We start from the raw sequence: 25746 nt of genomic DNA on the forward strand, positions 1-25746 counted from the left end.
GAGCCAGGATCAAACTCTCCATAAAAGGCGAAATGGCGGAGCCATTCGCGCCAAATGAATTTGCTTGTTAGCTCATTCAAAAAACTAGCTTGTTTTAGACCTTTTGACAGGTCGCTCATTGTTCAGTTTTCAAGGAACAAATTGTTATCTAATCCGCCATACTTCTCAGCGGCGACTTGATTAATATATCACATTCGCCTACATCATTGCAAGCATTATTTTAATTTAATTTGTTGATTAAATTAAAAACTGTGTTACATTATCCCGGCCCTTAAAAGCGGCAAGGAGTAATATAACACAGTCAACTTAGTGAGGTCAACCCTCATATTCAATTTAATGCGCGCTTGATTTGGACAGTACTTCTTCAATGTAATACTGCCTCTCGTTCGCAAGGTTCACGATCGTTCCGCCGATGGAAACCCACGGCCTTGTCGGGTGATTCCGGTCAGAGAATACGATCTCCCCCACTCGGTCATCGTTGAGACGGACGATTGTTCCGTTATGGAACTGTGTGGCTCTCTCAATAAAGGTGCGTACATATGCAGCATCCAGCTTACCAAAGGAGTCCTGCTGAAGCTGCTCAAGCACAAGATAAGGTGAAGAAGCTTTACGGTATGCCCGCTTCATCGTCATCGCATTAAAGATATCTGAGATCGCGACAAACTTCGCATAGGGGTGGATCTTCTCTGAACCGATTCCAAGCGGATACCCGCTACCATCGTAGCGCTCATGATGCTGAAGTGCTGCAAGCTTAACACCTTCGTTAATAGCAGTTACATTTTTGAGCAACTGGTAGCCAAGAACGGTGTGACGCTTCATTTCTTCAACTTCAGCTAGCGTCAGCTTGGTTGGCTTATTCAGAATATTACTGTCCACCTTGGCATTACCAATATCATGAAGCAGTCCGGCAAGCGCCGACTGTACCCAGTCCTTCTTAGGCAACCCATTCCACTGAGCCATCATATAGCAGCTTAATGCCGACATTACACTCTTATGGTAGAGGTAGTCCTCTGTCGGAACATTTTGCGGTGCGAATGTAAGCATTTTGTACTCATGGCTATATTGAAGCAAAGCTTCGAGCTGATTACGGACTTCAAGAATCGGGAATGCCACTCCACCACTTGCCATCTGGTTGAACACTTTCTTGAGCAGCGCAACTGTAATGTCGTACTGATCTATCAGTGGTGTTTTGGAAGAAACGGCTCCATCCTTCGATGCCTCTTGCGTCTTGTCAGCTGTCGCTTCCTCTGCATCCTTCTTATCGCCAGGTGATTCTATTGTTACATGTGTCACCATAAATGCATGCATAATTTCTTGCTCGCGCTGCATGATGACTTTGCCTTTATGAAAAAGAACACTGCCAAGGGGGGTGAGAATGTCCTGTGCAATCTTGTCCCCAAGCTTTACTTGCGAAACTGCTACTGTCGCCATGATGCTCTCCTCCACCCTGCATGTGTTAAAACGCTCTATTCTTCGTCAGAAGAGTTGTTCTCTGGTTCCTGGCCTTCCGCTTCTTCGTCGTTGATATCCGATTCTTCATTGCGGGCGACTCGCGTTACGGTTGCAACGGAATCATCCTCACGAATATTAATCAGTCTCACGCCTTGCGTATTGCGGCCCATGGAGGAAATGCCGTCCATGCTCATACGAATCATTGTACCCGTAGAAGTCATGATCATAAGATCCTCGTCGTTCTGAACAACTCTGAGGCTGACGATTGCTCCGTTGCGTTCGGTAACGTTGAGTGTCTTAATCCCTTTACCGCCACGGCTCTGGCTCCGGTATTCGCTAATTGGCGTCCGCTTGCCATAACCATTGGCTGTAACGATAAGCACGTCATGCTCAGGAACAACAACATCCATACTGATAACGAGATCGTCCTCGTCAGTATTGATACCTTTTACCCCAGTCGCTGAACGTCCCATTGGACGTACATCTTGTTCAGGGAATCGGATCGACATCCCTTGACTCGTACCCATAATGATCTCCTGGTTACCGTCGGTCAGCTTCACGCCAATGAGATCATCGTCTTCGCGCAGGTTGATCGCTATGAGACCGACCTTCCGGATGTTCGAGTAATCATCAAGCGGCGTCTTCTTCACGATACCTTGCTTCGTCGCAAAGAACAGGAATTGGTTCGGCTCGAATGATTCAACTGGAATAACCGCGTTGACCGTCTCGCCTTGCTCGATCTGCAGCAGGTTAATGATTGGCGTTCCACGCGCAGTGCGGCCTAGCTCTGGAATCTCGTATGCTTTCAGGCGGTAGACCTTCCCTTTATTCGTAAAGAAGAGCAGGAAGTGGTGCGTATTCGACACGAATAGATGCTCGACAAAGTCGGTATCTTTCGTATCCATGCCGATGACCCCTTTACCGCCCCGCTTCTGGCTGCGATAAGTTGTTACAGGCAGACGCTTCACATAACCGGTGTGCGTAATCGAAATGACAACATCTTCACGAGGAATGAGATCCTCATCCAATATTTCATCTTCGCTCGCCATAATCTCTGTACGGCGCTCATCGCCAAACTTCTCTTTCACTTCCTCGAGCTCTTCGTTAATAATTTGCAGCACAAGCTGCTCATCAGCGAGAATCGCTTTGTACTCCGCAATCTTACGAAGCAGCTCTGCGTACTCGGCTTCGATCTTGTCGCGTTCCAGACCCGTGAGGCGCTGCAAACGCATATCCAGAATCGCTTGCGCCTGATCGTGGCTCAGGTTGAAGCGAGACATTAGACCTTCGCGCGCTTCTTCCGTCGTCTGCGAAGCACGGATTAGCGCAATGACCTCATCCAGGTGGTCAAGCGCAATACGCAAGCCTTCGAGGATATGGGCACGGGCTTCCGCTTTCTTCAAGTCAAACTCCGTGCGACGGCGAATGACTTCGACTTGATGCTCTAAATAGTAATACAGAATATCGCGTAGGTTCAGCGTGCGCGGCTCACCTTTAACGAGTGCCAGCATGTTGAAGCCGAAGTTCATTTGCATCTGTGTCTGCTTATACAGGTTGTTGAGCACCACGGTTGGTGTTACATCGCGGCGAAGCTCAATGACAACGCGCATACCGTTACGGTCTGATTCATCACGCAAGTCGGTAATGCCGTCAATCTTCTTCTCGCGAACGAGCTCAGCGATCTTCTCAACGAGCCGTGCTTTGACCACTTGGTAAGGCAGCTCGTGTACGATAATCCGTGCTTTACCGCCATTCTCCTCGATCGTTGCACGCGCACGCATGGTCACGGAGCCGCGGCCAGTCGTATACGCCTGGCGCATGCCTTCGCGGCCCATTACGAAGCCGGCTGTCGGGAAATCCGGACCCTTGATATAATCCATTAACTCAATTGGAGTAATCTCCGGGTTGCTGATCAGCGCTTGTACGCCGTTAATGACTTCCGTCAAGTTATGCGGCGGGATATTCGTTGCCATACCTACGGCAATACCCGTCAAGCCGTTAACGAGCAAGTTCGGGAAACGAGCCGGCAGAACAACCGGTTCATGTTCTTCGCCGTCATAGTTAGGCGCGTAATCAACCGTTTCTTTATTGATATCGCGAAGCATCTCCATCGCGATCTTCGACAGCCTTGCCTCTGTATAACGCATCGCCGCAGCCATATCGCCGTCGATGGAACCGAAGTTACCATGACCGTCGATCAGCATGTAACGAAGCGAGAAGTCCTGCGCCATACGAACCATCGTTTCATAAACGGCCGAGTCACCATGCGGATGGTACTTACCGATTACTTCACCGACGATTCTCGCAGATTTCTTATAAGGCTTGTCCGGAGACATTCCGAGTTCAGACATTGCAAAAAGTATACGGCGATGTACCGGCTTCAGTCCGTCGCGGACGTCTGGAAGCGCACGGCTCACGATGATACTCATTGCATAGTCCATAAACGACTCGCGCATCTCGACACCGATATCGCGATCTCGCACTTGCAGATTGTTCTCTTCTGCCATCGTAAACCTCCTAGGGTTGCATATAACAATAAGCGTCTAACAATAAAATGCAGTGACTGCAACTATTGTTAGATGCAGGGATAATCGTATAACAGCGTAATAGATACCATTTTTTCTAAATTGAGCTGTCCTTAAACGTTTATCGGTCATAAACATAACTTTATCGAGTTAGGTCATCCGCCCACTCCATGTGCCCTCATCCGCCATAATGTAACATGATTATGTAATCACGATTGGCATCTATAGCGATGAAAGCAAAAAATAGGCATTATCCCTATTATAACATCGTTTTCTACCCATGTCTCCTGCAGGCTTGTTCGCATATGCTTCTACTTCCACTTACGAAAGGAGGAGCCCCGCTTGGCCATTCAACGTGTCAAAAGCAAATGGGCCAAAACGAAAGTGCTGATGAATTCCGAACAGCTCAGAGCTCGTATTCCAGTTACAAAAGTATGGGGCCCCTCTGCGCTGGAGCAGCTGCTGCAAGAGTTCGGTATGGTTTATGTGAAGCCCGACCAAGGCACGTTCGGTCTTGGCGTTATCCGGGTTGAAAAGCAATCCGACATCGCCTACTGCTATCAACATGATACAAAGATTATGCAGTTCAACTCTTTCGAGACATTATCGCGCTCACTTCAGAGACTTATCGGCAGCCGGCGTTACTTGATTCAACAAGGCATTCAGCTGCTGAGATATGACGGGCGCCGCTTCGACATTCGCGTCATGGTTCAGCATAATTCGCAAAAAGCATGGGAGACGACCGGTATTATTGGCCGGCTTAGCCATCCTGCCAAAATCGTGACAAACTATCATAGCGGCGGCACACCGATGTCCATCGACCAGCTCATGAACCCGCATCTGTTACCAGGTCAAATTAATAGCTACAAGTCATGGCTTGCCGAACTTGGCATTGCAATCGCAAGACAGCTGCAGACCACCTACCCCGGCTTGAAAGAAATCGGCATCGATCTGGCCATCGATGAGTCCTTCCAGCCTTGGATTCTGGAAGTCAATACATTGCCTGATCCGTTCATTTTTCGCAAGCTTAACGACCAATCGGTCTTCCGCAGAATCCACCGTTATTGTGTCGGCTACGGAAGGTTCAAACGTCGCGCTAAGTAAAAACAAGCCGCCCGAATCGCCGGACGGCTTGCTGTTTGTTTAGATATCCAAATTTTTAACGAATTTCGCAAACTCTTGAATGAATTCACGTCGTGGTTCGACATTGTCACCCATAAGAGTTTCAAAAATATTATCCGCTTCGATCGCATCCTCGATCGTAACCTGCAGCATCGTACGGCTCTCAGGATCCATCGTCGTCTCCCATAGCTGGGTAGCGTTCATCTCGCCGAGACCTTTATAGCGCTGAACGTTTACTTTCGCGCCTTCTCCGAATTCCGCAATGATTGCATCGCGTTCCTTCTCACTCTGCGCATAACGGACTACCTTATTGCGCTCGACCTTAAAGAGCGGCGGCTGTGCAATATAGATATATCCAGCCTCGATGATCTTGCGCATGTAGCGGAAGAAGAACGTGAGCAGCAGCGTACGAATGTGTGCGCCGTCGACGTCCGCATCCGTCATGATGATGACTTTGTGATAACGCGCTTTCGCAATATCAAAGTCATCGGCAATGCTGGTACCAAGAGCGGTAATGATCGCACGGATCTCGGTATTCGACAGAATCCGGTCTAGTCGCGCGCGCTCTACGTTCAAAATTTTACCCCGCAGTGGCAAGATAGCTTGGTAATGGCGATCACGACCTTGCTTCGCCGACCCACCTGCGGAGTCACCTTCTACGATGTAAATTTCACTAATGGACGCATCCTTGGAGGAACAGTCTGCCAGCTTGCCTGGAAGGGCGCTTACTTCTAGCGCACTCTTACGGCGAGTGAGCTCACGAGCTTTACGCGCAGCTTCACGAGCACGCGCTGCTTGAAGACCTTTCTCGACAATCTTCTTCGAGACGGATGGATTCTCGTCAAGGAACTCCTGGAACTTCTCCGCGAAGAAGGATTCGACGATACCGCGAACTTCGCTGTTGCCAAGCTTCGTCTTCGTCTGGCCTTCGAACTGAGGCTCTGGAATTTTGACCGAAATAATCGCTGTTAAGCCTTCACGAACGTCGTCGCCGGAGAGGTTGTTGTCGCTCTCTTTAATCGCGTTCGATTTGCGGGAATACTCGTTAATGATCCGTGTCAATGCACTCTTAAAGCCGGATTCATGCGTACCGCCTTCGTGCGTATTAATATTATTCGCGAACGAATAAATGTTCTCTGTGTAGCTGTCGTTGTATTGCAGCGCAACTTCAACATGAATGTTGTCCTTCTCGCCCTCAACGTAGATTGGCACTTCGTGGAGTGCCTCACGGCTGCGGTTCAAGTATTTGACGAACTCGATAATACCGCCCTCGTATTTGTATGTGTGGCTAGCGCCTGTCCGCTCATCGCTTAGCGCTATCTCAATCCCTTTATTCAAGAATGCAAGCTCGCGAATACGCGATTGCAGGATTTCGTATTCGTACACAGTCGTCTCAGTGAAGATCTCCGGATCCGGCTTGAAACGAGTCGTTGTTCCGGTCTCATCGGTTTCTCCGATGATTTGAATATCACCCTGCGGTGCACCACGGCGATATTCTTGCCTATGGATCTTACCTTCCCGTTTAACCGTTACCTCTACATGCTCCGACAATGCGTTAACGACGGAAATACCGACGCCGTGAAGACCGCCGGATACTTTATAGCCTTCGCCTCCGAACTTACCGCCTGCGTGTAGAACGGTCATAACAACTTCGAGCGTAGACTTCTTCAGCTTCACATTCTCACCGACTGGAATACCCCGTCCGTTGTCGACGACAGTAATGCTGTTATCTTCATGAATGTTCACTTCGATCCGGGTACAGTAACCTGCAAGCGCTTCGTCAATACTATTATCAACGACTTCCCATACGAGGTGGTGAAGCCCTTTGCCACTAGTGGAACCGATGTACATCCCGGGGCGTTTACGTACCGCCTCAAGCCCCTCAAGAACCTGTATCTGACTTTCATCATACGTATGCTGATTCGACGACATACTGGATTTCACTGCTCCTCTCAACTACTCTTGCCACAAACTATATGAGCTTTCGAATTAGCCACCTAAGTGGTTGCAAAATGGTGCGAGCGTTTCTTCAGCGTAGAGGACGAAATCGGGGAATAGTAGACTTTGCTCTTAGTCACCACGATGGACTTGGCTTCTTCTTCTCCGATAACTTCTACGTCCTTACGCTTTCTGGCTTGAGCAACAAATTGCTTGGACAGCTTAGAGGACTGCTCGATCGAAATATCAAAAATAGCTACGAGTTCCGCAGCACGAATAATCTTCTCTCCGCCCAAATGAATGTACATAAGTCCCACCCCTTCGTCTTCACGCCATTAGCGCTGTTACCGCTCGACATGACCGTCCTTTACTTGATATACACGGGAGTCATTGAGCTTGCTAATATTGACGCTCTCTAGACCGGTTGTCGTAATAAACGTCTGTACTTTGCTCTGGAATGTCTCGATAAGCTGCGTCTGCCGGTGCTGGTCAAGCTCTGACAGCACATCGTCAAGAAGCAACAGAGGATACTCGCCGATTTCTTCATGAATAAGCTCAATTTCGGCTAATTTCAAGGAGAGCGCAGTCGTTCGCTGCTGGCCCTGTGAGCCGTAAACTGAAGCTTCTTTGCCATTAATATAAAAGGCCATATCGTCACGATGAGGACCAACAAGCGTCATTCCACGGCGTTGTTCCTGATCTTTTACATCTGTTAACTTTAACATAAATTGATTAAATAATATAGATTCATCTTCGGCGGGGTCACTCTCAAACGAGGGCCGATATACGATTGTGAGCTCTTCATTGCCCGCTGTAATTCCGGAATGGATCTGCTGAGCCCACTTTTGCAGCTTCTGTATAAAGTTTTGCCTTTTTTTCACAATTTTAACACCGTGCTCGGCAAGCTGCATGTTCCAGACTTCCATCATCGCTTGATTGCTGCTTCCCGGGGCTGATGATTTCAAGTAATTGTTGCGCTGCTGCAGCACTTTGGCATATTGACCGAGCGCATGCAAATAACCGGGCTGTACCTGGCCGATCTCCATATCGAGAAATCGCCGGCGTATGCCCGGTGTGCCTTTCACAATCTCTAAATCTTCTGGCGCGAACATGACAACGTTGAGCGTACCGACAAATTCGCTTAGCTTGCGCTGCTCGAGTCCGTTGATCTTCGCTTTCTTCCCCTGTGAAGACAATGATAAGTCTAAAGTGACCGGACCATAACGCTTGTCAACCTCGCCGCGAATGCGAGCCTCGTTCGATTGCCAACCGATGAGCTCCTTATCCTTGCTCGTCCGATGGGACTTCGTCAGCGCCAGCACATAAATCGCTTCCAGCAAATTAGTCTTGCCCTGGGCGTTCCGGCCGACAAACAGGTTTACCTGGCTGTCGGTCGCAAGCTCAATATGCTCATAGTTCCGATAATGCTGCAGTTGGATAGAATTTAAACGCACGTTGATTGATGCCTCCCGGTTACTGCTCGGCCTCGTTTTACTATCGCTTCACGACCGTAAAGACGCCAAATCCTTTCACATCAACCTTATCGCCCACATACAGCTTCCGTCCGCGACGGTTGTCAGGCTCTCCGTTAATGAGCACTTCGTACTCCTGCAGAAAAAACTTTGCCGCACCGCCGGAGTCAATGCATTCGGATAGTTTCAGAAACTGTCCGAGCGCAATATATTCTGTCGAAATTCCAATTTCCTTCATGGTGGGTTCTCCTTAACGTTTAGCCTGTTGTCCGATACGGCAAAATCAAGTACAAACTGTGCTGGTGATCGGTCGGCTTAATGATGATTGGGCTCATTGCCCCTGTAAATCCGATGAAAAGATATTCGCTGTCGATGACTTTGAGCGCGTCGAGCATATATTTGGAGTTAAAAGCGATTCGGAGCTGTTCGCCCTTCATCTCGTTCACTTCAAGCAACTCCGTTACACGTCCAAGCTCAGTCGAGCTCGACGAAATTTCAATGGAGCCATCCTCTTGCGTAACGAGGCGAACGATGTTCGTCTTCTCTTCACGCGACATCAAATACGCGCGATCGATCGCATCCGTCAATTTTTTTGTGTGCAGCACCAGTTCTGTTTTGAACTGCTGCGGAATAATCTTGGAAGTGTCAGGATAAGTCCCGTCCAAGATTCTTGAATAGAACAGCACGTTGCCGACTTTAAACAGCACTTGATTGTCCGCAACAACGATATCCACATGTGTATGATCGTCTGGAACGATTTTGGATAGCTCACCCAGCGTCTTGCCGGAGATAACCACATTGGAGAAACGGTAGCCTTCCGGTGTCTCAACAGTAGCGCTGCGGCTTGCAAGACGATGACGGTCTGTTGCTACAAATTTCAATTGATTTTCAGTCAAATTCCACAAGGCGCCTGTCAAAATTGGCGTTTGTTCGCTAGTCGAAGCAGCGAATACCGTCTGACGAATCATGGACTTCAATAGATCGCCAGGAACAGAGATGATTTCGTTCTGTTCGACTGTTGGAAGAACCGGGAATTCTTCCGGATCAAGACCAACCATTTGAATATCGGTTGAACCGGAACGGATCATTGTTTGATGCTGTTCTTTTACTTCAATTTCAAGCTCATCCGACGGCAGTTTCTTAACAATTTCAACGAAAAACTTAGCTGGAAGCACGACGCTGCCAGGCTTCTCGACCTTCGCAATTACGAATTCGCCGTTCTCAACGGGAATAAAGCTTTGAATTGAAATATCGGTATCGCTGGCGGTTAATGTTACCCCTTGGTGAGTAACGTCGATTTTGATACCGCCGAGAATTGGAATTGCCGGTCTGGATGAAGAGGCTTTGGATACTTGTTGAATAGCGTCATTTAATTGATCTTTACGAATCGTTAATTTCATAATTTCACTCCTAAAATAAGCGGGTGATGCGAGGGCTGAGAAAGGCCTCTCGTTTCACCTATATTTTGATGATGTTTATTTAAATTATTAGTAGAAGTCGTAGTAGGGGCACTGAATATGTGGATAAGTGGGTGCAACACGGATAAAGCAAGCCTATCCACATGTGTATAGCGTGTGCATAGGCTTGCTAATTAAATGTTGAAGAAAGTGCATAACTTTTTGGTCGAATTGACGTTATACCGCTTCTTCGTATTTAGGTGTGGTTGCGAATCTTATCAGATAGCGTCTGAATGATCTTATATAGCTCACCATCAATTTTCAGCTGCTGCGTAATTTTCTCATGGGCGTGAATGACCGTTGTATGATCTCTTCCGCCGAACGCTTCACCAATCTTCGGCAGCGAGTAGTCCGTCAGCTCACGCGACAGATACATCGCAATTTGCCGTGGGAAAGCGACAGCCTTCGTACGTTTTCGCGCCTTGAACTCCTCAAGCTTCAATCCGTACAGCTCGCCGACTTTTTGCTGGATATCGTGCATCGTAATCATTTTTGGACGGCTGGATGGAATAATATCTTTAAGCGCCTCGGCTGCCAGGTGTGACGTAATGTCTTGATTAATAAGAGAGGAATACGCTACAACCCGGATTAACGCGCCTTCGAGCTCGCGGATATTCGTATCGATCTGGTTCGCGATGTAGACCATCGCTTCATTCGGAATATCAAGATTCTCGGCTCTCGCCTTCTTCCGAAGAATCGCAATCCGCGTCTCCAGATCTGGCGGCTGGATGTCGATCATCAGCCCCCACTCGAAGCGAGAACGAAGCCGCTCCTCTAGTGTGGGAATTTCCTTAGGAGGCCGGTCACTGGAGATGACGATCTGCTTGCGCTCTTCATGCAGCGCGTTAAACGTATGGAAGAACTCTTCCTGCGTCTGCTCCTTGCCCGCTAGGAATTGAATATCATCAATGAGCAACACGTCGATATTCCGGTATTTATTGCGGAAGCTCTCGCCTCTGTTGTCGCGGATCGCATTGATGAATTCGTTCGTAAACTTCTCCGAAGACAGATAAAGCACTCGTGTATTCGGGTTATGTTCCAAAATATAATGCCCGATCGCATGCATAAGATGCGTCTTGCCAAGTCCTACGCCACCGTATAGAAACAGCGGATTGTACGCTTTGGCCGGCGCCTCGGCTACAGCCAGTGATGCCGCATGGGCAAAACGGTTGTTTACGCCGATGACGAACGTATCAAACATATATTTAGGGTTAAGCATATGCGTATATGGCTCGTCCGGCCCGGTTTGTACAACTGGCATGACGATAGGCTGGGCCTCTGCAGGCTCTGGCGGCTTATTCTCTTCTATGACAAATTTAATGTCATATTGGCGCCCCAAATATTCCTGTAGTGTCGTCCGCACAAGCTTTGTATACCGGCTTTCGAGCCATTCGGCTGCAAAAGTCGTTGGAGCTGTCACAATTACGGTTGAATCACCACTAAACGAAGCCTTAGTCGCTTTAAACCAAGTGTCGAAACTTGGCTTGCTGAGCTTCGTTTGAATGATGGACAGCACCTGGTGCCACATTTCGTGCGTATGGCTATCCACAGATTGTCACTCCTTATCCAATTCATGCGCAATGGGCGCAGTTGTGCATCAGATGTCGAAACATCGTATAATCTGTACTCATTCATCCACATTATTAAGGGAATGCACAGAAAAATTATCAATAGGGGATAAATGTTGTTCACAGTATTATCCACAGCCTGTTAATAATGTTGAGGGGAAGTTGAAGTCATCCACACAGAAAACATAACCATCATAGCAAAATAACCCTTGATATTCAACGACTCCAGCGTTTTTATCCACAAATTCTATAGGTTGTGTATAATAGTTATCGACAACACTAGATATTGTTTATATCTTGTTACCATTTCGACAAAATCTACGAAAACCCGATAAATTCATCCACATGTTATTAATTTGCCGCCTACGCAGACCCTTTTATACATTTATCCACAGATGAGTTTCCGATATCGTTTTGGTGACTCTTACCGTTCTTGATTTCGGTTGACTTTTGGGTGGGGGCATGGTTTAATTGAAAAAGGCGTTTTTTGGCGAGGAGCGCTCGTGGTTTGAGGTTCAGGGACTGCGTAGCTGTTTCCGCTTAAACAAACAGACGATCGCTAATCGTGCAGACGATAAGAAATAGGATATGCAAGTTCGATTTAACTAGGTATAGGAGGTGCATAGGAATGAGACCGACATTTAGACCTAACGTTAGCAAACGTAAGAAAGTTCATGGTTTCCGTAAGCGCATGGCTTCGGCAAATGGACGTAAAGTGCTGAGCGCCCGCCGTCAACGGGGAAGAAAAGTATTGAGCGCGTAAGCTTAAGACCACGTCAAGTGGTCTTTTTTTCATTTTTAAGGTAATACTAAAGGGATAAAGGTTCGGTGAAGATGCGCCGTGCAAAGAAAGCTGCGATTGCGTAACCGCGAAGATTTCAGCCGTATATATAGAAACGGCAAATCGTTCGCCAATAGTCAATTTGTTGTTTACTGGTCGCGTCAGATGCAGTCGGATCCAATCCGTCTCGGTGTGTCGGCCAGCAAGAAGATTGGCAATGCCGTCGTTCGGAATCGAATGAGGCGGCTTGTGAAGGAGATTGTCCGGCACCAGCTTGACCGAATGAACGGGCAGCTCGATCTGATCGTCATTGTCCGGAAGCCGGCGGTCGGGCTTGAGATGAAGGAGCTTGAGAAGAGCATGCTTCATGTGCTGAAACGGGCAGGTCTTCTGAAGGGTTCGAAGCAGAGCGTATAAGTGCTCTAACTAGAGGAATCCTGTTATACTTTTGAATGGTCTTCGCGCAAAACGAAACCGCCCTGTTCAGGCGGTGAAACCGTTTTAGTTTGGCGCTGGAGGCTTGTTTCTTTGTGCCAATAAATGTGATATAGTTTACGTGAATGAAATTGCTGTAATTTCTTTAATGAAGGGCGATTATGCCCCTGGTGCACAGAGAGGAGATTTACATGTTGTCCCGTATTTCGAAACGATCATGGTTAACGGCAGCTTCTATTATTGCCGTAATGCTTTTTTTGAGCGGATGTTCATCAACTAGGAACCCGGTATCAATGAATGATTTGGAGCACGGAAACTTCTGGCAGCGTAATGTAGTTTACTATTTCTCGCTTGCTCTTGAAGAGTTCGCTAAATGGTTTAATGGTGAATACGGTATTGCCATTCTGCTTATGGTTATTATCGTCAGAACGATTATTCTTCCGCTTACTATTAAACAGTACCGCAGCTCGAAGGCGATGCAGCTGCTTCAGCCGGAGCTCGCGAAGCTGAAAGAGAAGCACAAGGACAACCCTCAGAAGCAGCAAGAGGAAACCATGAAGCTGTTTCAGCAGCATAAAGTTAATCCACTGGCCGGCTGTTTGCCGCTGCTTGTGCAAATGCCGATCTTTATTGCTCTTTACAACTCGATCTATATGAATGAGAACATACGTGAGCATACGTTCCTGTGGCTCCAGCTCGGTGAGAAGGACCACACTTACGTGCTCCCAATTATCGCAGCAATTACGACGTTTATTCAGTCGAAAATGATGCAGTCCCAGCAGAAGGCTATGCCAGCTATGCAGGGCATCATGATGATCTTCCCAGTGTTGATCTTCGTTATGGCACTGAACTTCCCGGCGGCGCTTCCGCTGTACTGGATCTTCAGTAACACATACACGATTGTGCAAAACTATTTCCTATATGTACGCAACTCATCTAAGGGCAAGGAGAGTGTGCCTGCAAAATGAAGAAAATCGTAGCATCGGGCAAAACGATCGAAGATGCTGTACAAAATGGTTTAACGGAATTGCAAGTGTCTGCGGATCGTGTTAATGTGACCGTTCTGGAGAAGCCGTCGAAAGGCTTGTTCGGCTTAATTGGGGCGAGAGCCGCTAAAGTTGAGCTAGTGCTCGTGCCTGTGCTCGTACCCGAGCAAGAGAAGGCGTCGGTCTCTGCAGTCGCGGCTCCTAAGGATCCGCTGCTTGAAGCGGAACGATTCATTACCGAAGTGGCAAGAACGATGGGGCTTGATATTGCGATTCGACGTAACGATTCGAAAGATGAATTAACGCTCGCGATCTCGGGCGGCGGTGATCTTGGCATGTTAATCGGTCGCCGAGGTCAAACGCTTGACGCTTTGCAGTATTTGGTCAACATTGTGGCCAATCGTTATTCCAACAGTCATCTTCGCATTGTGCTTGATGCGGAAGATTTTCGCGAGCGCCGCCGGAAGACGCTCGAGGATTTATCTGATCGCCTTGCAGGGCATGTCGTGCGCACGCGCAAAGAAGTGGTGCTTGAGCCGATGTCCCCGCATGAGCGGAAGATTATCCATTCACAGTTGCAAAATCACGCCAAGGTTAAAACATTCAGTAAAGGCGATGAACCGAATCGCCGCGTAGTCATTACGCTAAAATAAGTGCTCGGGCAATGACTCTTTGCGGTCATTGCTCGTTTTTTTAATTACGAGTTCACAAGTTAATGAGGGAAAAAACGATGATGATACAAGACACGATTGCCGCCATTTCGACAGCTGTCGGAGAAGGCGGCATTGCCGTTATACGGGTCAGTGGGCCTGATGCGGTTACAGAATGTGCGAAGATCTTCCGTTCCAAGTCGGATATTGGCGCAGCAGCATCGCATACCGTGCATTACGGTCATATTGTAGACCCGATAAGCGGCGAGACGGTGGAGGAGATCCTGCTCACGATTATGCGGGGGCCGCGCTCGTTCACTGCGGAAGATGTTGTCGAATTGAGCACGCACGGCGGCGTTGTCGCTGTGAAGCGGGTGCTGGAGCTGCTGCTGCGTACAGGCGATGTACGAATTGCAGAGCCTGGTGAGTTCACGAAGCGTGCATTCTTGAACGGAAGAATCGATCTGACACAAGCAGAGGCAGTTATTGACTTGATTCGATCCAAGTCGGATCGTGCTTTCTCCATTGCAATGAAGCAAGCGGAGGGAATGCTGTCGAAGAAGGTCAAGGCACTTCGCCACGGCCTAATTGAGCTGCTTGCTCATATTGAAGTGAATATTGATTATCCAGAGCACGATGTCGCTTCAATGACAAGTGCGTACATTCGCGAGCGCTGCGGCGAAGCTCGCGACGAGATAAACCGGTTGTTAAAAACAGCTGCGGAAGGCAAAATATTAAGAGAAGGCATTGTGACGGCAATTGTTGGCCGCCCGAATGTCGGCAAGTCGTCGCTGCTCAATGCGCTGGTGCAGGAGAATAAAGCGATCGTGACCGACATTCCCGGGACGACACGTGATGTCATCGAAGAATATATTACGCTTGGCGGTATTCCGCTGCGACTGCTCGACACAGCAGGTATTCGCGAAACAGCGGATGTGGTAGAGCGTATTGGTGTCGAACGATCCCGTACGGCGCTTGAGGAAGCGGATCTGATCTTGTTCGTGCTGAATGTGAATGAGCCGTTGCACCCGGACGATCAGCTGCTGATGGAGCAGCTGCGGGGCAGACCGGTTGTCGTGCTGCTGAATAAGACGGACTTGCCAGCCGTGCTTGATACTTCGGCTGTGGAGTCGATCTTCCCGGCGGATACGATCGTAAAGCTCTCCGTGCTGCATGAGCAAGGGCTAGAAGAGCTCGAGAGCGTCATTAGCCGAATGTTCTTCAGCGGTGAGCTGGAATCTGCGGATATGACGTATGTCAGCAACGTTCGTCATATTACGCTATTAGGTCATGCGAAGCAGTCTTTGTTAGATGCGATGGAATCGACAGATATCGGGATTCCGATTGATATTGTGCAAATTGATGTACGTACAGCTTGGGAGCAATTAGGGGAATTGATAGGTGATTCGGTGGCTGACTCGCTTATTGATCAGATTTTCTCTCAGTTCTGTTTAGGTAAATAAAATTGGAGTGAAAGAGGCAGGGAGGGATAGCAAAATGAGATACCATGCAGGGGATTTTGATGTAATTGTAGTAGGTGCCGGCCACGCGGGGGTTGAGGCAGCATTGGCCGCTGCCCGAATGGGGTGTGAGACGCTGCTGCTCACGATTAATCTCGATATGGTCGCGTTTATGCCATGTAACCCATCGATCGGCGGGCCGGCAAAAGGTCATGTTGTGCGTGAAATTGATGCGCTTGGCGGGGAAATGGGACGCAACATTGATAAGACGTTTATTCAGATGCGGATGCTGAATACGGGAAAGGGTCCAGCTGTTCATGCGCTGCGTGCACAAGCGGATAAGTTTCTGTATCAACATTTTATGAAGCAAACGATTGAAGAGACAGATCATTTGACTCTTCGCCAGGGGATGGCGGAGGAGCTTATTATTGAGGATGGTGCCTGTGTCGGCATCGTGACGAAGACTGGCGCGGAATATCGCGCGAAAGCGGTCGTTGTGACAACGGGCACATACTTGCGCGGAAAAGTGATTATGGGTGAGCTCATGTATGAGAGTGGCCCTAACAATCAGCAGCCATCGGTAAAGCTGTCCGAGAGCTTGCGCTCACTTGGCTTGCAGCTCGTTCGTTTCAAGACGGGCACACCGCCGCGGGTGCATAAGGATACGATTGATTTCAGCAAAACCGAAATTCAGCCAGGCGATGAGAAGCCGAAGTTCTTCTCTTATGAAACGGAGTATTCAGACAATGAGCAGCTGCCTTGCTGGCTGACGTACACATCGGAAGAAACCCATAAGATTATTAATGACAACCTTCACCGTGCACCGATGTTCTCGGGAGCGATTGAAGGTACAGGACCGCGCTATTGCCCGTCCATTGAGGATAAGATTGTACGTTTCGCCGATAAGCCGAAGCATCAGATCTTCTTGGAGCCGGAAGGCAAGAATACGTCGGAGTATTACGTTCAAGGCCTCTCGACGAGTATGCCTGAGGATGTACAGCTGAGCATTCTCCGTTCGATTCCAGGACTGGAGAAGGTTGAGATGATGCGTACAGGCTACGCAATTGAGTATGACGCCGTTGTGCCAACGCAGCTGTGGCCGTCGCTTGAGACGAAGCTTGTACCTGGTCTATTCACAGCTGGTCAGATCAACGGTACATCGGGTTATGAGGAAGCAGCAGGTCAAGGGATTATGGCTGGCATTAATGCAGCTCGCAAAGTGCAAGAGAAACCACCAGTCATTGTAGATCGTTCGCAAGGCTATATCGGAGTTCTAATAGACGATCTTGTTACAAAAGGGACTACGGAGCCATATCGCCTGCTTACGTCTCGTGCGGAATACCGCTTGCTGCTGCGTCATGATAATGCTGATTTGCGTCTAACGCCGACTGGCTATGAGATTGGGTTGATCTCAGAAGCGCGCTATTCGAAGTTTACGCACAAGAAACTGATGGTGGAGCAAGAGATCGAGCGTTTGAAGACAGTAAAAGTGCGTCCGGATGAAGAAGTGTTGCAAATGTTGGCAGAGATTAACACTGCACCTATACAGCAAACGACAGATGCGCTTTCGTTGCTTCGCCGTCCAGAAGTGACGTATGCATTGGTTGATCGTCTGTCTCCGGCAGAAGAGCCGTTGACTGAGGATATGAAGGAGCAAGTCGAGATTCAAATCAAGTATGCCGGTTACATCGAGAAGCAGCAGCTTCAAGTGGAACGTCTGGCGAAGATGGAGAAGAAGCGGATTCCAGACGACATTGATTATTCGGTCATAACGAATATATCGAAGGAAGCGAAGACGAATCTGTCGAACATCCGTCCATTGTCGATTGGGCAGGCATCTCGGATTGGCGGCGTTACGCCGGCAGACATTTCGATCCTTCTCGTTTATCTTGAGCATTACAATAAGGTTGTTGCTGCACGGGGGTAATTAAACGATGAATTCAACAGAAACATGGTTTGTTCAATTGCTGCAGGAGCGGGGAGTGGCGTTATCGCCGCTTCAGCTGCAGCAGTTCGCTACGTATTATGAGTTGCTCGTCTCATGGAACGAAAAAATGAATTTAACTGGCATTACAGAGAGGGAAGCGGTCTATGAGAAACATTTTTATGATTCCGTAGCCCTCTCTTTCTTTATGGATATGAACAAAGTGAAGTCACTTGCCGATATTGGATCAGGAGCAGGTTTTCCTAGCCTACCGCTTAAGATTTGCTTCCCGCATTTGAAGGTGACGATTGTTGATTCGCTCAATAAGCGCATTCAATTTCTCCAGCATGTTGTGGAAGCGCTTGATCTTACGGACGTCACTTGCGTGCATGGGCGAGCAGAGGATATCGCTCGTCTACCGGTGCACCGCGATGCGTACGATGTCGTTACAGCTAGAGCAGTTGCTCGGCTCAGCGGCCTGAATGAGCTTTGTCTACCTTTTGCAATGAAAGGCGGAACGTTTGCGTCGATGAAAGGTGCGGATCCTGCAGAGGAAACGGCGGAAGCCAAGCGCAGCTTAATCGAGCTGAAAGCAAAGCTTGTGCATACTCATCATCTGAAGCTTCCATTCGAGCAATCGGATCGTCATATTATTATGATGGAGAAGCTCGGCGCTACACCAGCTAAATATCCAAGAAAAGCGGGTTTGCCTTTGAAACAACCTATTATATAATGACAACAGTCCAATATTTGTTTCACGTGGAACAAATTTTAATCGGATTGACTCGAACATTCCACAAGCAGCTTTCGGGTATTGGGCCGACTACTTATATTTATTACTGTCAAGCAGGAAATCAACTTACAGCCGACGAATTATGTAATCACACATAATCTATTGGGTTCCCTTTATTCGTTTCTGTGTGATCCCCGTGAAACGCCAGCTATCGTCATCTGCAGGATAGACGATAGCCGTTTGCACTTGGAATGACAATAACTCGGCACTTTGAAATCGGGTGGTAGTTGACGCTATGAAAGAACAGTTCTCACGTTTATTCGGATTAACTGAATCGAAAAACACAAATCAAGATGAAGTGAAGCAGTTACCGATCATTGATGTGGATACGAGTCCATATCAACCGCGTACTGTCTTTGATGATGACCGGATTGAAGAACTCAGCCAGACGATTCGCACACATGGCGTTATTCAGCCGATTGTTGTACGTGTGCGTAACGGAAAATATGAGATAATCGCGGGAGAACGCCGGTTTCGTGCGGTGAAAAAGCTAGGGCTTGAGACAATCCCAGCCATCATTCGGGAATTCAATGACTCTCAGGCTGCTTCGATTGCGCTCATAGAGAATCTTCAGCGTGAAGGCCTTACTTCGATTGAAGAAGCAGTTGCTTATCAGAAGCTCATTGACCTTCACAACCTCACACAGGAAAGCTTGGCGCAGCGTCTTGGCAAGAGTCAGTCGACCATTGCGAACAAGATTAGATTGCTCGGCCTAGGTGATACGGTTAAAAATGCACTGATGGAACGCAAAATTACGGAGCGTCATGCGAGAGCTTTGCTATCTCTTGATAGCGAAGAGTTGCAGCTTAAGGTGCTAGACGATATTATTGCTAAAGAGCTTAATGTAAAACAAACCGAAGCTCGAGTGGCTTTCTATAAAGAAGCTACTAAGGAAACGAAGAAACCGAAGCGCATCTCCTTCACGAAGGATGTACGGCTAGCGCTCAATACAATTAGACAATCCATTGACATGGTGTCTGGATCGGGCTTAGAGATTAAGACGAAAGAACAGGATTATGAGGATCATTACGAGATTGTGATCCAAATTCCTAAGCGCTCATAGCACTTTAGACAGCCGTCCATTACAGGGACGGCATCGTCATTTGTAGTAACAACATTTCATTGCCCGCTGAACGGACGTTTCATAGCTTTATTAAGTAATCAGCATAGAGGTGAACGGTTTGTCTAAAACGATTGCAATATCGAACCAGAAGGGCGGTGTCGGAAAAACGACCACGTCCGTCAATTTGGGTGCGTGTTTAGCGTCGCTGGGGAAAAAGGTGTTGCTCGTCGATATTGACCCGCAAGGCAATACGACAAGTGGAATTGGTATTGAAAAAGCAGATGTCGCTCATTGTATTTACGATGTGCTTATTAATGATGTACACCCTAGCGAAGCGACTTGCCCTACTAATATTGAAGGACTTTATATTATTCCAGCAACGATTCAACTGGCTGGCGCAGAGATCGAGCTTGTTCAGACGATTTCGCGTGAACAACGACTCAAGAAATCGCTAGCGTTAGTGAAGAAGCAGTATGATTATATTTTAATCGATTGCCCGCCATCGCTCGGCATCTTGACCATTAACTCGTTGACGGCTTCGGACTCGCTTATCATTCCAATTCAATGTGAATATTACGCACTGGAAGGCCTTAGCCAGCTGCTAAATACGGTACGTCTTGTCCAGAAACATCTGAACACAACCCTTCAAATCGAAGGTGTATTGCTGACGATGTTTGACGCGCGGACAAATCTTGGTATTCAGGTAATTGAAGAAGTAAAGAAGTACTTTCAACAAAAGGTTTACCAGACGATCATTCCAAGGAATGTCCGTTTGAGCGAGGCTCCATCGCATGGACAGTCCATTATCACATATGATCCAAGATCCAAAGGGGCAGAGGTTTACCTTGAACTTGCGAAGGAAGTGATTATGTATGAGCAAGCGGCTAGGTAGAGGACTTGATGCGCTCATCCCGTCGCTCTCTGTAAGCGAGGATGATAAGGTCGTTGAAGTTCCGCTCTCTCAGCTGAGAGCGAATCCGTACCAACCTCGTAAAACGTTCGATGACGAAGCGATTAAAGAACTCGCGGAATCCATTAAACAGCATGGCGTTATCCAGCCGATTATCGTTCGTACTGTACTTAAAGGGTATGAAATTATCGCAGGGGAACGACGGTTCCGTGCATCCCAGCTTTGCGGCAATGCAACGATTCCGGCAGTTGTACGCAACTTCTCCGATCAACAGGTTATGGAGATTGCGCTCATTGAGAACTTGCAGCGTGAGGATCTGAATGCAATTGAGTTGTCGATCGCCTATCAGGCATTAATGGATAAGTTTAATCTAACGCAAGAAGAGCTCTCTATGAAGGTCGGCAAGTCGAGATCGCATATTGCGAACTTCTTGCGACTGTTGGCTCTTCCGGAGCAGATTAAAGAAAATGTTTCACGTGGAACAATATCAATGGGACATGCTAGAGCAATTGTTGGCGTGAAAGAGGATGCTCGCAAGAAAGAACTCGCAGAGCTAACGATTACGAATGAGTGGAGCGTACGCCAGCTCGAGGAAGCGATTAAAAATCTTGACCAGCCTGCGGCTGCGAAGGTGAAACCGCTCCCTTCGAAGAAGCAGGACCCTTTTATAGCTGAGGTTGAAGAATCGCTGAGAGATCGGTTTAAAACGACGGTGAAGATTAAACAACAGAAGGATAAAGGGCGGATAGAGCTTCTTTATTACAATAAGCAGGACTTAGAGCGTCTGCTAGAATTGTTACAGCAATTGTCCTCATAATTTACCCTCATAGGTTAAACTTAAATAGCATACTCGATTGGTAACCGCTGCTCAGGTAGGTGCCAGTCAAGTATGCTATTATTAGCATTAGCGCAAGTGAACGTAGTGAAAGGAAGAGGTGTGCATATGCAGTTGCATGAGCAAGGACAGGGACAGCAGCAGAGGCCAGAACAGCAGGAACAACTGATCTACCTGGATCATGCTGCAACGTCGTGGCCGAAGCCTCCTGAAGTGCTCGAAGCGGTTATGGAAGCGATGCAGCGGGATGGTGCTAATCCAGGGCGAGGCAGTCATGCGATGGCAGTGCGTGCTAGCCGTATTCTTTTTGATACAAGGAAATTATTGGCGAAGCTGTTCCGGGTTAAAAATCCGAATGATATTGCATTTGCACTCAATACGACGATGGCACTCAATACAGCGATCAAAGGATTGCTGAAGCCAGGCGATCATGTCATCGCAACGGCTGTGGAGCATAACTCGGTTCGGCGGCCGCTGGAATACTTGAAGAAAACCAATGGCATTCATGTGACCTACGTGGAGCCGAATGTAGATGGTGAGCTCGATGCGAAGCAGGTTGAGGATGCGATGACAGGCAACACGAAGCTGGTGGTCGTGAATCACAGCTCGAACTTGCTGGGATCAATCCTGCCCGTAAGTGACATTGGTGAAATAACGCGCGGGCGGGGAATCAAGCTGCTAGTCGATGCAGCTCAGACGGCTGGACTGCTGGAAATTGATGTGGAGCAGATGGGGATTGATATGCTCGCGTTTCCGGGCCATAAAGGGCTGCTAGGGCCGCAAGGGACGGGTGGTCTATACATTCATCCGGATATAGAGCTCGAGCCGCTCCTGCACGGTGGCACGGGCAGTCAATCCGAAGCGATCGAGCAGCCTTCTGTACGACCGGACCGATATGAGGCGGGAACGCAGAATGCGGTTGGCATTAGTGGGCTTCGTGCCGGGGTAAAGCATATTCTGCATGAGACGGTGCGAAAAATCCATACTAGTGAATGGATGCTAACGCAGCAGATGATGGAGGGGCTGCTTTCCATGGATGGCCTTCGTGTACTGGGACCTGCGCTTGGCAAGCCGCGTACAGGCATCGTATCCTTCGTCATTGACGGCGCAGATCCATCGGAAATCGGTTTTATTCTGGATCAGCATTATCAAATTGCGGTAAGAACAGGATTTCACTGCACACCACTTGCACATGAAACAGCAGGCACGACGGAGACCGGCGCCATTCGCGCGAGTGTAGGTTGTTTTACGACGACGGACGAGGTTAACACGTTCATTGCGGCGGTAAAGGAAATTAAGCAGCATTACAGTTAATGTTCATCTATGGGGGAGCTAACGTAATATGGATCAAATAATTAAAGAGCCGACTGACTGGATAACGGCAGGTCTGCTTGTTCTTGTACTTATTCTGCTTATCCGCAGCTTCATGTTAAGCAGTAAGCTTAAACGACTTCGCAGCAGCTACACGGGGTTTATGCAAGGCACAGGTGTTGAAGAGCTGGAGAGTGTCATCATTAATCTCAAACAGCGCTTAGATGCGCAAGAAGATGGCCAGAGCAAGCTGAAGCAGTCCGTTCAGTCATTAGGAGATACGCTGAAGAATAAGAAAGGCAATATCGGCATTCTTCGTTATAATGCTTTTGCAGAAAGAGGGAGCGATCTGAGCTTCTCCATCGCTGTCGTCGATGATGGTGAAGACGGCATGGTGCTAAGCGGCATTCACGGCCGTGAGCAGACGTTTGTGTATGCCAAGCCGGTTAAGGATGGCAAAAGCCAATATCCGCTCACTCCGGAAGAGCTCGAAGCGATCAGTCTTGCGTCGCGGCAGGGATCGTAGCGGGTCGCGCACATTTCATAATGGACGAGAAGAGGCTGTGTGAAATAATATCAGCCATGCGCATCACGAGATGAAGACGCGTGTTCTGCAGGACGAAGTACTCCATGAAACCGCCGACGTTGACGATGCCTGTGATGTGAATATCGCCAACAGGAGGCAAATCCTTGTTCACTCCGGCTCCTGGGCGAACCGGTCCTAGACCAACCTGAATACAGCCGACACTTGCCGCCTGGCCCAAACAAGCATCGATGCCGATAACAAACGGCTTGCGAATGTACTTGTTAATGTCCTGCAGCGTTTCGTCGAGATTCATGGCATGGACGGGTTCCTCCAGCGTACCATAGAGGTCGAAGAAGGGACTGCGGAATTTACTGAGCGAAGTGCCGACAAGCGGCCCTAGTGAATCCCCTGTAGAGCGGTCCGTGCCTACACAGACAACAACGATTCTGCGGTCTGTAGAAACGCTGCCCAATAGGTATGTAATACGGTTAACAAGAAGTCCGGTAATGTTAGGCTCCGTATACGGTACTTTGAGCGGTGTTTCTTTCATTCCTGGCAACTTCATAGATTCCCCTCCCGCCAACTCTATGAATGATGATTACCGAGATGAACATGCAGCAGCCTGCTAGAATAGAGATAAACTAGTAGTGAACTGCCTGTTTACGCTTGGTTACTAGTATATGGTCAGGACAACCATTTTATACTTGGGTAGCAGGATCAAACGTCAATAAAATCAATCAGGAGGTGGGGGAGCATGCTTATCGCGTTTGACTCCACACAGCAGGCGCTCCGTGCGGAGATGCTATTAGAATATGCGGATATTGAAATAGACATCTGCCCGACGCCGAAGCAAATAACAGCCGGCTGCGCACTATCTATACATTTTCCCGAGGCTGATTTGGTAGTGGTGAAAGAGGTTATTGTACAAGAGAGGGTCGAAATTCGTGGTATCTTCCAGCAGATCGAAGACCGGTACGAGCCGATTGAAATGTAGATAAATACAATGAGAAAAAAGAGGGAGAGGATGGCTGCAATGGAGAGAAAACAGTTTGAACTGGGCGATATCGTACAGATGAAGAAGCAGCATCCGTGCGGTACGAATGAGATGGAGATCATTCGGATGGGGATGGACATTCGCATTAAGTGTGTAGGCTGCAAGCACAGTGTGCTTATTCCGCGGGCAAAGTTCGAGAAGAACATGAAGAAAGTGCTCCGATCGAAAGCGTCAGAAGGTGAAAAAGAGGGAGAGGGCGGAGCGTCCACACATATTTAAAATAAATGCTTGCATTTGGACGAGCCCCATGCTAATATAGTTTTTGCTGACTGACATTCATGGAGAGGTACCCAAGAGGCCCAAGGGGGCTGACTCGAAATCAGCTAGGCGTGTCAAAGCGTGCGTGGGTTCGAATCCCACCCTCTCCGCCATTCCCTTCAAAAACAACGCAAACGACTTATAACGAGTCGTTTTTTTTGTGCTTATTTTTAAGCGAATCTTTCGTGCATACAAACAAGAAAGGGAGACTCTTTCGAGTCTCCCTCTGACGGTGTGCATTTAGAAAACAGTCATCACTACAAGCTTCGTAAGAAACCTTGGTTCATCGGGCTTTAATCGATGAGCGTGTGTTACAGACACTAGTCTTTGGCACATCCCTCCGCTTCTATGCTGAGTGGACAAAAGCTCCTTGAGGTTCGTTATCATTAAAGTGCAATGGAACCACACCTCTCTTTACACCGTCAAAAGATATGATGCTCCAGAAGCCGTCATCCTATACCGGTAAGCTGCAAACTTTTTAATGCATTCGTTTCCACTTGCGATCTTTATTCGCCAGAGCCGGGAATTTATCGCCCTTCGCTAACCGCACCTTCTGCGGCTTATTAACCCCCATATGGAATGAAGCTTCACCGATCTCGATATAGAGACCATCATTAGGCGCACGATCGCCTTCTCGGAATTCCGTCCATTCACCCATAATTCGAGTACACCTCCATGAAGAATTCATAAATGAGGACGCAGCGCATGTCCTGACCTATAGTGTGCATCTTGCGTGGACAGATCATGAACGGAAGAATGAGGCAGGTGGGTTTTGTTTAATCAGCACTTGTCAAGGGTATGCGAAGTTTGGTATAGTATTCAGGTATGCGAGAAACTAACTCGCTCCTTGCTCCCATTTATGGGGGCCGCATAGTCCAAGAGGAGGTGAAACATATGCGCAAATACGAAGTGATGTACATCATTCGTCCGGAAGTGGAACAGGAAGCGGTACAAGCTATCACTGAAAAGTTCCAAGCGATCATCGGAAACGGTGGAGAGATCATCAAACACGATGTGATCGGTAAACGCCGCCTTGCGTATGAGATCAACAAGATTCGTGACGGTATCTACGTACTGGTTAGCTTCAACGGCACTAATGAAGTTGTTGCTGAACTTGACCGCGTCATGAAGATTACGGATGAAGTTATCCGTTGCCTGATCACAAGAGACGTAGCTTAATTGCTCGTCAAACTTACGTAAGTGATGTTCGATTGGAGGCGATTTAC

At 48.1% G+C, this 25746-nt stretch carries 26 protein-coding genes and 1 tRNA gene; 17 read left to right on the top strand and 10 right to left on the bottom strand.

What is annotated here, in order from left to right:
* Positions 1 to 333: 333 nt before the first annotated feature.
* Complete coding sequence (locus AC0LWF_RS20220) at positions 334 to 1431, bottom strand: HD-GYP domain-containing protein (RefSeq protein ID WP_474653344.1); 1098 nt, start codon at positions 1429 to 1431, stop codon at positions 334 to 336.
* A 35-nt stretch (positions 1432 to 1466) separates the two neighbouring features.
* The gene (gene gyrA, locus AC0LWF_RS20225) at positions 1467 to 3959 is read right to left on the bottom strand and encodes a DNA gyrase subunit A (protein WP_474653345.1); all 2493 of its coding nucleotides are present in this window, start codon (positions 3957 to 3959) and stop codon (positions 1467 to 1469) included.
* A gap of 360 nt (positions 3960 to 4319) precedes the next feature.
* On the opposite strand from gyrA, the gene AC0LWF_RS20230 reads away from it, so the two are divergent.
* Entirely contained in the window at positions 4320 to 5081 is a 762-nt protein-coding gene (locus AC0LWF_RS20230; RefSeq protein ID WP_474653346.1) for a YheC/YheD family protein, read from the top strand.
* Between the two features lie 39 nt (positions 5082 to 5120).
* On the opposite strand, the gene gyrB is transcribed toward AC0LWF_RS20230, so the two are convergent.
* The 6 genes from gyrB to dnaA form a co-directional block, all read right to left on the bottom strand.
* Positions 5121 to 7031, bottom strand: coding sequence for a DNA topoisomerase (ATP-hydrolyzing) subunit B (gene gyrB, locus AC0LWF_RS20235; RefSeq protein ID WP_474653347.1), 1911 nt, complete (start codon positions 7029 to 7031; stop codon positions 5121 to 5123).
* 65 nt (positions 7032 to 7096) lie between these two features.
* Complete coding sequence (gene remB, locus AC0LWF_RS20240; RefSeq protein WP_090575630.1) at positions 7097 to 7345, bottom strand: extracellular matrix regulator RemB; 249 nt, start codon at positions 7343 to 7345, stop codon at positions 7097 to 7099.
* A gap of 36 nt (positions 7346 to 7381) precedes the next feature.
* A complete protein-coding gene (recF, locus tag AC0LWF_RS20245) occupies positions 7382 to 8491 on the bottom strand; it encodes a DNA replication/repair protein RecF (RefSeq protein ID WP_474653348.1) in 1110 nt (369 codons plus the stop codon).
* A 40-nt stretch (positions 8492 to 8531) separates the two neighbouring features.
* Positions 8532 to 8747 carry a S4 domain-containing protein YaaA gene (gene yaaA / locus AC0LWF_RS20250; protein ID WP_090574507.1) on the bottom strand — a complete coding sequence of 72 codons (216 nt, stop codon included), beginning with the start codon at positions 8745 to 8747 and terminating at the stop codon, positions 8532 to 8534.
* Between the two features lie 19 nt (positions 8748 to 8766).
* Positions 8767 to 9909, bottom strand: coding sequence for a DNA polymerase III subunit beta (gene dnaN / locus AC0LWF_RS20255; RefSeq protein WP_474653349.1), 1143 nt, complete (start codon positions 9907 to 9909; stop codon positions 8767 to 8769).
* A gap of 253 nt (positions 9910 to 10162) precedes the next feature.
* Complete coding sequence (dnaA, locus tag AC0LWF_RS20260) at positions 10163 to 11515, bottom strand: chromosomal replication initiator protein DnaA (RefSeq protein ID WP_474653350.1); 1353 nt, start codon at positions 11513 to 11515, stop codon at positions 10163 to 10165.
* Positions 11516 to 12162: 647 nt separating this feature from the next.
* Here dnaA and rpmH point away from each other — a divergent pair.
* From rpmH to AC0LWF_RS20320, 12 genes are all read left to right on the top strand, one after another.
* Positions 12163 to 12297 carry a 50S ribosomal protein L34 gene (gene rpmH, locus AC0LWF_RS20265; RefSeq protein ID WP_090574515.1) on the top strand — a complete coding sequence of 45 codons (135 nt, stop codon included), beginning with the start codon at positions 12163 to 12165 and terminating at the stop codon, positions 12295 to 12297.
* A gap of 78 nt (positions 12298 to 12375) precedes the next feature.
* Positions 12376 to 12732, top strand: coding sequence for a ribonuclease P protein component (gene rnpA, locus AC0LWF_RS20270; RefSeq protein ID WP_474653351.1), 357 nt, complete (start codon positions 12376 to 12378; stop codon positions 12730 to 12732).
* Between the two features lie 209 nt (positions 12733 to 12941).
* Positions 12942 to 13718, top strand: a complete 777-nt coding sequence (locus AC0LWF_RS20275; protein WP_474653352.1) for a YidC/Oxa1 family membrane protein insertase — start codon at positions 12942 to 12944, stop codon at positions 13716 to 13718.
* Entirely contained in the window at positions 13715 to 14389 is a 675-nt protein-coding gene (gene jag / locus AC0LWF_RS20280; protein WP_474653353.1) for an RNA-binding cell elongation regulator Jag/EloR, read from the top strand. Before AC0LWF_RS20275 ends, jag begins: the two co-directional genes overlap by 4 nt.
* Positions 14390 to 14469: 80 nt before the next feature.
* Complete coding sequence (gene mnmE / locus AC0LWF_RS20285) at positions 14470 to 15849, top strand: tRNA uridine-5-carboxymethylaminomethyl(34) synthesis GTPase MnmE (RefSeq protein WP_474653515.1); 1380 nt, start codon at positions 14470 to 14472, stop codon at positions 15847 to 15849.
* Between the two features lie 34 nt (positions 15850 to 15883).
* Positions 15884 to 17773 carry a tRNA uridine-5-carboxymethylaminomethyl(34) synthesis enzyme MnmG gene (gene mnmG / locus AC0LWF_RS20290; RefSeq protein ID WP_474653354.1) on the top strand — a complete coding sequence of 630 codons (1890 nt, stop codon included), beginning with the start codon at positions 15884 to 15886 and terminating at the stop codon, positions 17771 to 17773.
* A gap of 7 nt (positions 17774 to 17780) precedes the next feature.
* Positions 17781 to 18503 (top strand): 16S rRNA (guanine(527)-N(7))-methyltransferase RsmG, encoded by a 723-nt coding sequence (rsmG, locus tag AC0LWF_RS20295; protein ID WP_474653355.1) that lies wholly within the window; start codon positions 17781 to 17783, stop codon positions 18501 to 18503.
* Positions 18504 to 18798: 295 nt separating this feature from the next.
* Entirely contained in the window at positions 18799 to 19626 is an 828-nt protein-coding gene (gene noc / locus AC0LWF_RS20300; RefSeq protein ID WP_474653356.1) for a nucleoid occlusion protein, read from the top strand.
* 118 nt (positions 19627 to 19744) lie between these two features.
* Positions 19745 to 20518, top strand: a complete 774-nt coding sequence (locus AC0LWF_RS20305) for a ParA family protein (RefSeq protein WP_474653357.1) — start codon at positions 19745 to 19747, stop codon at positions 20516 to 20518.
* The gene (locus AC0LWF_RS20310; protein WP_474653358.1) at positions 20499 to 21353 is read left to right on the top strand and encodes a ParB/RepB/Spo0J family partition protein; all 855 of its coding nucleotides are present in this window, start codon (positions 20499 to 20501) and stop codon (positions 21351 to 21353) included. The genes AC0LWF_RS20305 and AC0LWF_RS20310 overlap by 20 nt, the downstream gene beginning before the upstream one ends.
* A gap of 126 nt (positions 21354 to 21479) precedes the next feature.
* Positions 21480 to 22685, top strand: coding sequence for an aminotransferase class V-fold PLP-dependent enzyme (locus AC0LWF_RS20315; RefSeq protein ID WP_474653516.1), 1206 nt, complete (start codon positions 21480 to 21482; stop codon positions 22683 to 22685).
* Positions 22686 to 22713: 28 nt separating this feature from the next.
* The gene (locus AC0LWF_RS20320) at positions 22714 to 23208 is read left to right on the top strand and encodes a DUF4446 family protein (protein ID WP_474653359.1); all 495 of its coding nucleotides are present in this window, start codon (positions 22714 to 22716) and stop codon (positions 23206 to 23208) included.
* On the opposite strand, the gene yyaC is transcribed toward AC0LWF_RS20320, so the two are convergent.
* Positions 23180 to 23773: a spore protease YyaC gene (gene yyaC, locus AC0LWF_RS20325; RefSeq protein WP_474653360.1), complete on the bottom strand. Its 594-nt coding sequence runs from the start codon at positions 23771 to 23773 to the stop codon at positions 23180 to 23182. The two genes, AC0LWF_RS20320 and yyaC, sit on opposite strands and share 29 nt — an antisense overlap.
* Before the next feature lie 189 nt (positions 23774 to 23962).
* Here yyaC and AC0LWF_RS20330 point away from each other — a divergent pair, with 189 nt between their 5' ends.
* The 3 genes from AC0LWF_RS20330 to AC0LWF_RS20340 all read left to right on the top strand — a co-directional run bounded on the left by AC0LWF_RS20330 (position 23963) and on the right by AC0LWF_RS20340 (position 24633).
* Positions 23963 to 24202, top strand: coding sequence for a putative Se/S carrier protein (locus AC0LWF_RS20330; RefSeq protein ID WP_474653361.1), 240 nt, complete (start codon positions 23963 to 23965; stop codon positions 24200 to 24202).
* A gap of 39 nt (positions 24203 to 24241) precedes the next feature.
* Positions 24242 to 24481 carry a DUF951 domain-containing protein gene (locus tag AC0LWF_RS20335; RefSeq protein ID WP_474653362.1) on the top strand — a complete coding sequence of 80 codons (240 nt, stop codon included), beginning with the start codon at positions 24242 to 24244 and terminating at the stop codon, positions 24479 to 24481.
* A 61-nt stretch (positions 24482 to 24542) separates the two neighbouring features.
* A tRNA-Ser gene (locus AC0LWF_RS20340) sits at positions 24543 to 24633 on the top strand.
* A 365-nt stretch (positions 24634 to 24998) separates the two neighbouring features.
* Here AC0LWF_RS20340 and AC0LWF_RS20345 read toward each other — a convergent pair.
* Entirely contained in the window at positions 24999 to 25178 is a 180-nt protein-coding gene (locus tag AC0LWF_RS20345) for a YjzC family protein (RefSeq protein WP_090574541.1), read from the bottom strand.
* Between the two features lie 236 nt (positions 25179 to 25414).
* Here AC0LWF_RS20345 and rpsF point away from each other — a divergent pair, with 236 nt between their 5' ends.
* Entirely contained in the window at positions 25415 to 25699 is a 285-nt protein-coding gene (gene rpsF / locus AC0LWF_RS20350) for a 30S ribosomal protein S6 (RefSeq protein ID WP_474653363.1), read from the top strand.
* The last annotated feature ends 47 nt before the right edge of the window (positions 25700 to 25746 follow it).

Source organism: Paenibacillus sp. sgz302114, assembly GCF_056120345.1.

What these genes read in the sequence shown, in the direction of transcription:
- gyrA (WP_474653345.1), bottom strand. Translation starts at nt 3,959, where the DNA reads ATGGCAGAAGAGAACAATCTGCAAGTGCGAGATCGCGATATCGGTGTC.
- AC0LWF_RS20335 (WP_474653362.1), top strand. Translation starts at nt 24,242, where the DNA reads ATGGAGAGAAAACAGTTTGAACTGGGCGATATCGTACAGATGAAGAAG.
- dnaN (WP_474653349.1), bottom strand. Translation starts at nt 9,909, where the DNA reads ATGAAATTAACGATTCGTAAAGATCAATTAAATGACGCTATTCAACAA.
- mnmG (WP_474653354.1), top strand. Translation starts at nt 15,884, where the DNA reads ATGAGATACCATGCAGGGGATTTTGATGTAATTGTAGTAGGTGCCGGC.
- rsmG (WP_474653355.1), top strand. Translation starts at nt 17,781, where the DNA reads ATGAATTCAACAGAAACATGGTTTGTTCAATTGCTGCAGGAGCGGGGA.
- noc (WP_474653356.1), top strand. Translation starts at nt 18,799, where the DNA reads ATGAAAGAACAGTTCTCACGTTTATTCGGATTAACTGAATCGAAAAAC.
- AC0LWF_RS20345 (WP_090574541.1), bottom strand. Translation starts at nt 25,178, where the DNA reads ATGGGTGAATGGACGGAATTCCGAGAAGGCGATCGTGCGCCTAATGAT.
- remB (WP_090575630.1), bottom strand. Translation starts at nt 7,345, where the DNA reads ATGTACATTCATTTGGGCGGAGAGAAGATTATTCGTGCTGCGGAACTC.
- rpsF (WP_474653363.1), top strand. Translation starts at nt 25,415, where the DNA reads ATGCGCAAATACGAAGTGATGTACATCATTCGTCCGGAAGTGGAACAG.
- AC0LWF_RS20330 (WP_474653361.1), top strand. Translation starts at nt 23,963, where the DNA reads ATGCTTATCGCGTTTGACTCCACACAGCAGGCGCTCCGTGCGGAGATG.
- rpmH (WP_090574515.1), top strand. Translation starts at nt 12,163, where the DNA reads ATGAGACCGACATTTAGACCTAACGTTAGCAAACGTAAGAAAGTTCAT.
- yyaC (WP_474653360.1), bottom strand. Translation starts at nt 23,773, where the DNA reads ATGAAGTTGCCAGGAATGAAAGAAACACCGCTCAAAGTACCGTATACG.
- yaaA (WP_090574507.1), bottom strand. Translation starts at nt 8,747, where the DNA reads ATGAAGGAAATTGGAATTTCGACAGAATATATTGCGCTCGGACAGTTT.
- AC0LWF_RS20320 (WP_474653359.1), top strand. Translation starts at nt 22,714, where the DNA reads ATGGATCAAATAATTAAAGAGCCGACTGACTGGATAACGGCAGGTCTG.
- jag (WP_474653353.1), top strand. Translation starts at nt 13,715, where the DNA reads ATGAAGAAAATCGTAGCATCGGGCAAAACGATCGAAGATGCTGTACAA.
- AC0LWF_RS20275 (WP_474653352.1), top strand. Translation starts at nt 12,942, where the DNA reads ATGTTGTCCCGTATTTCGAAACGATCATGGTTAACGGCAGCTTCTATT.
- gyrB (WP_474653347.1), bottom strand. Translation starts at nt 7,031, where the DNA reads ATGTCGTCGAATCAGCATACGTATGATGAAAGTCAGATACAGGTTCTT.
- mnmE (WP_474653515.1), top strand. Translation starts at nt 14,470, where the DNA reads ATGATACAAGACACGATTGCCGCCATTTCGACAGCTGTCGGAGAAGGC.
- AC0LWF_RS20310 (WP_474653358.1), top strand. Translation starts at nt 20,499, where the DNA reads ATGAGCAAGCGGCTAGGTAGAGGACTTGATGCGCTCATCCCGTCGCTC.
- AC0LWF_RS20220 (WP_474653344.1), bottom strand. Translation starts at nt 1,431, where the DNA reads ATGGCGACAGTAGCAGTTTCGCAAGTAAAGCTTGGGGACAAGATTGCA.
- AC0LWF_RS20315 (WP_474653516.1), top strand. Translation starts at nt 21,480, where the DNA reads ATGCAGTTGCATGAGCAAGGACAGGGACAGCAGCAGAGGCCAGAACAG.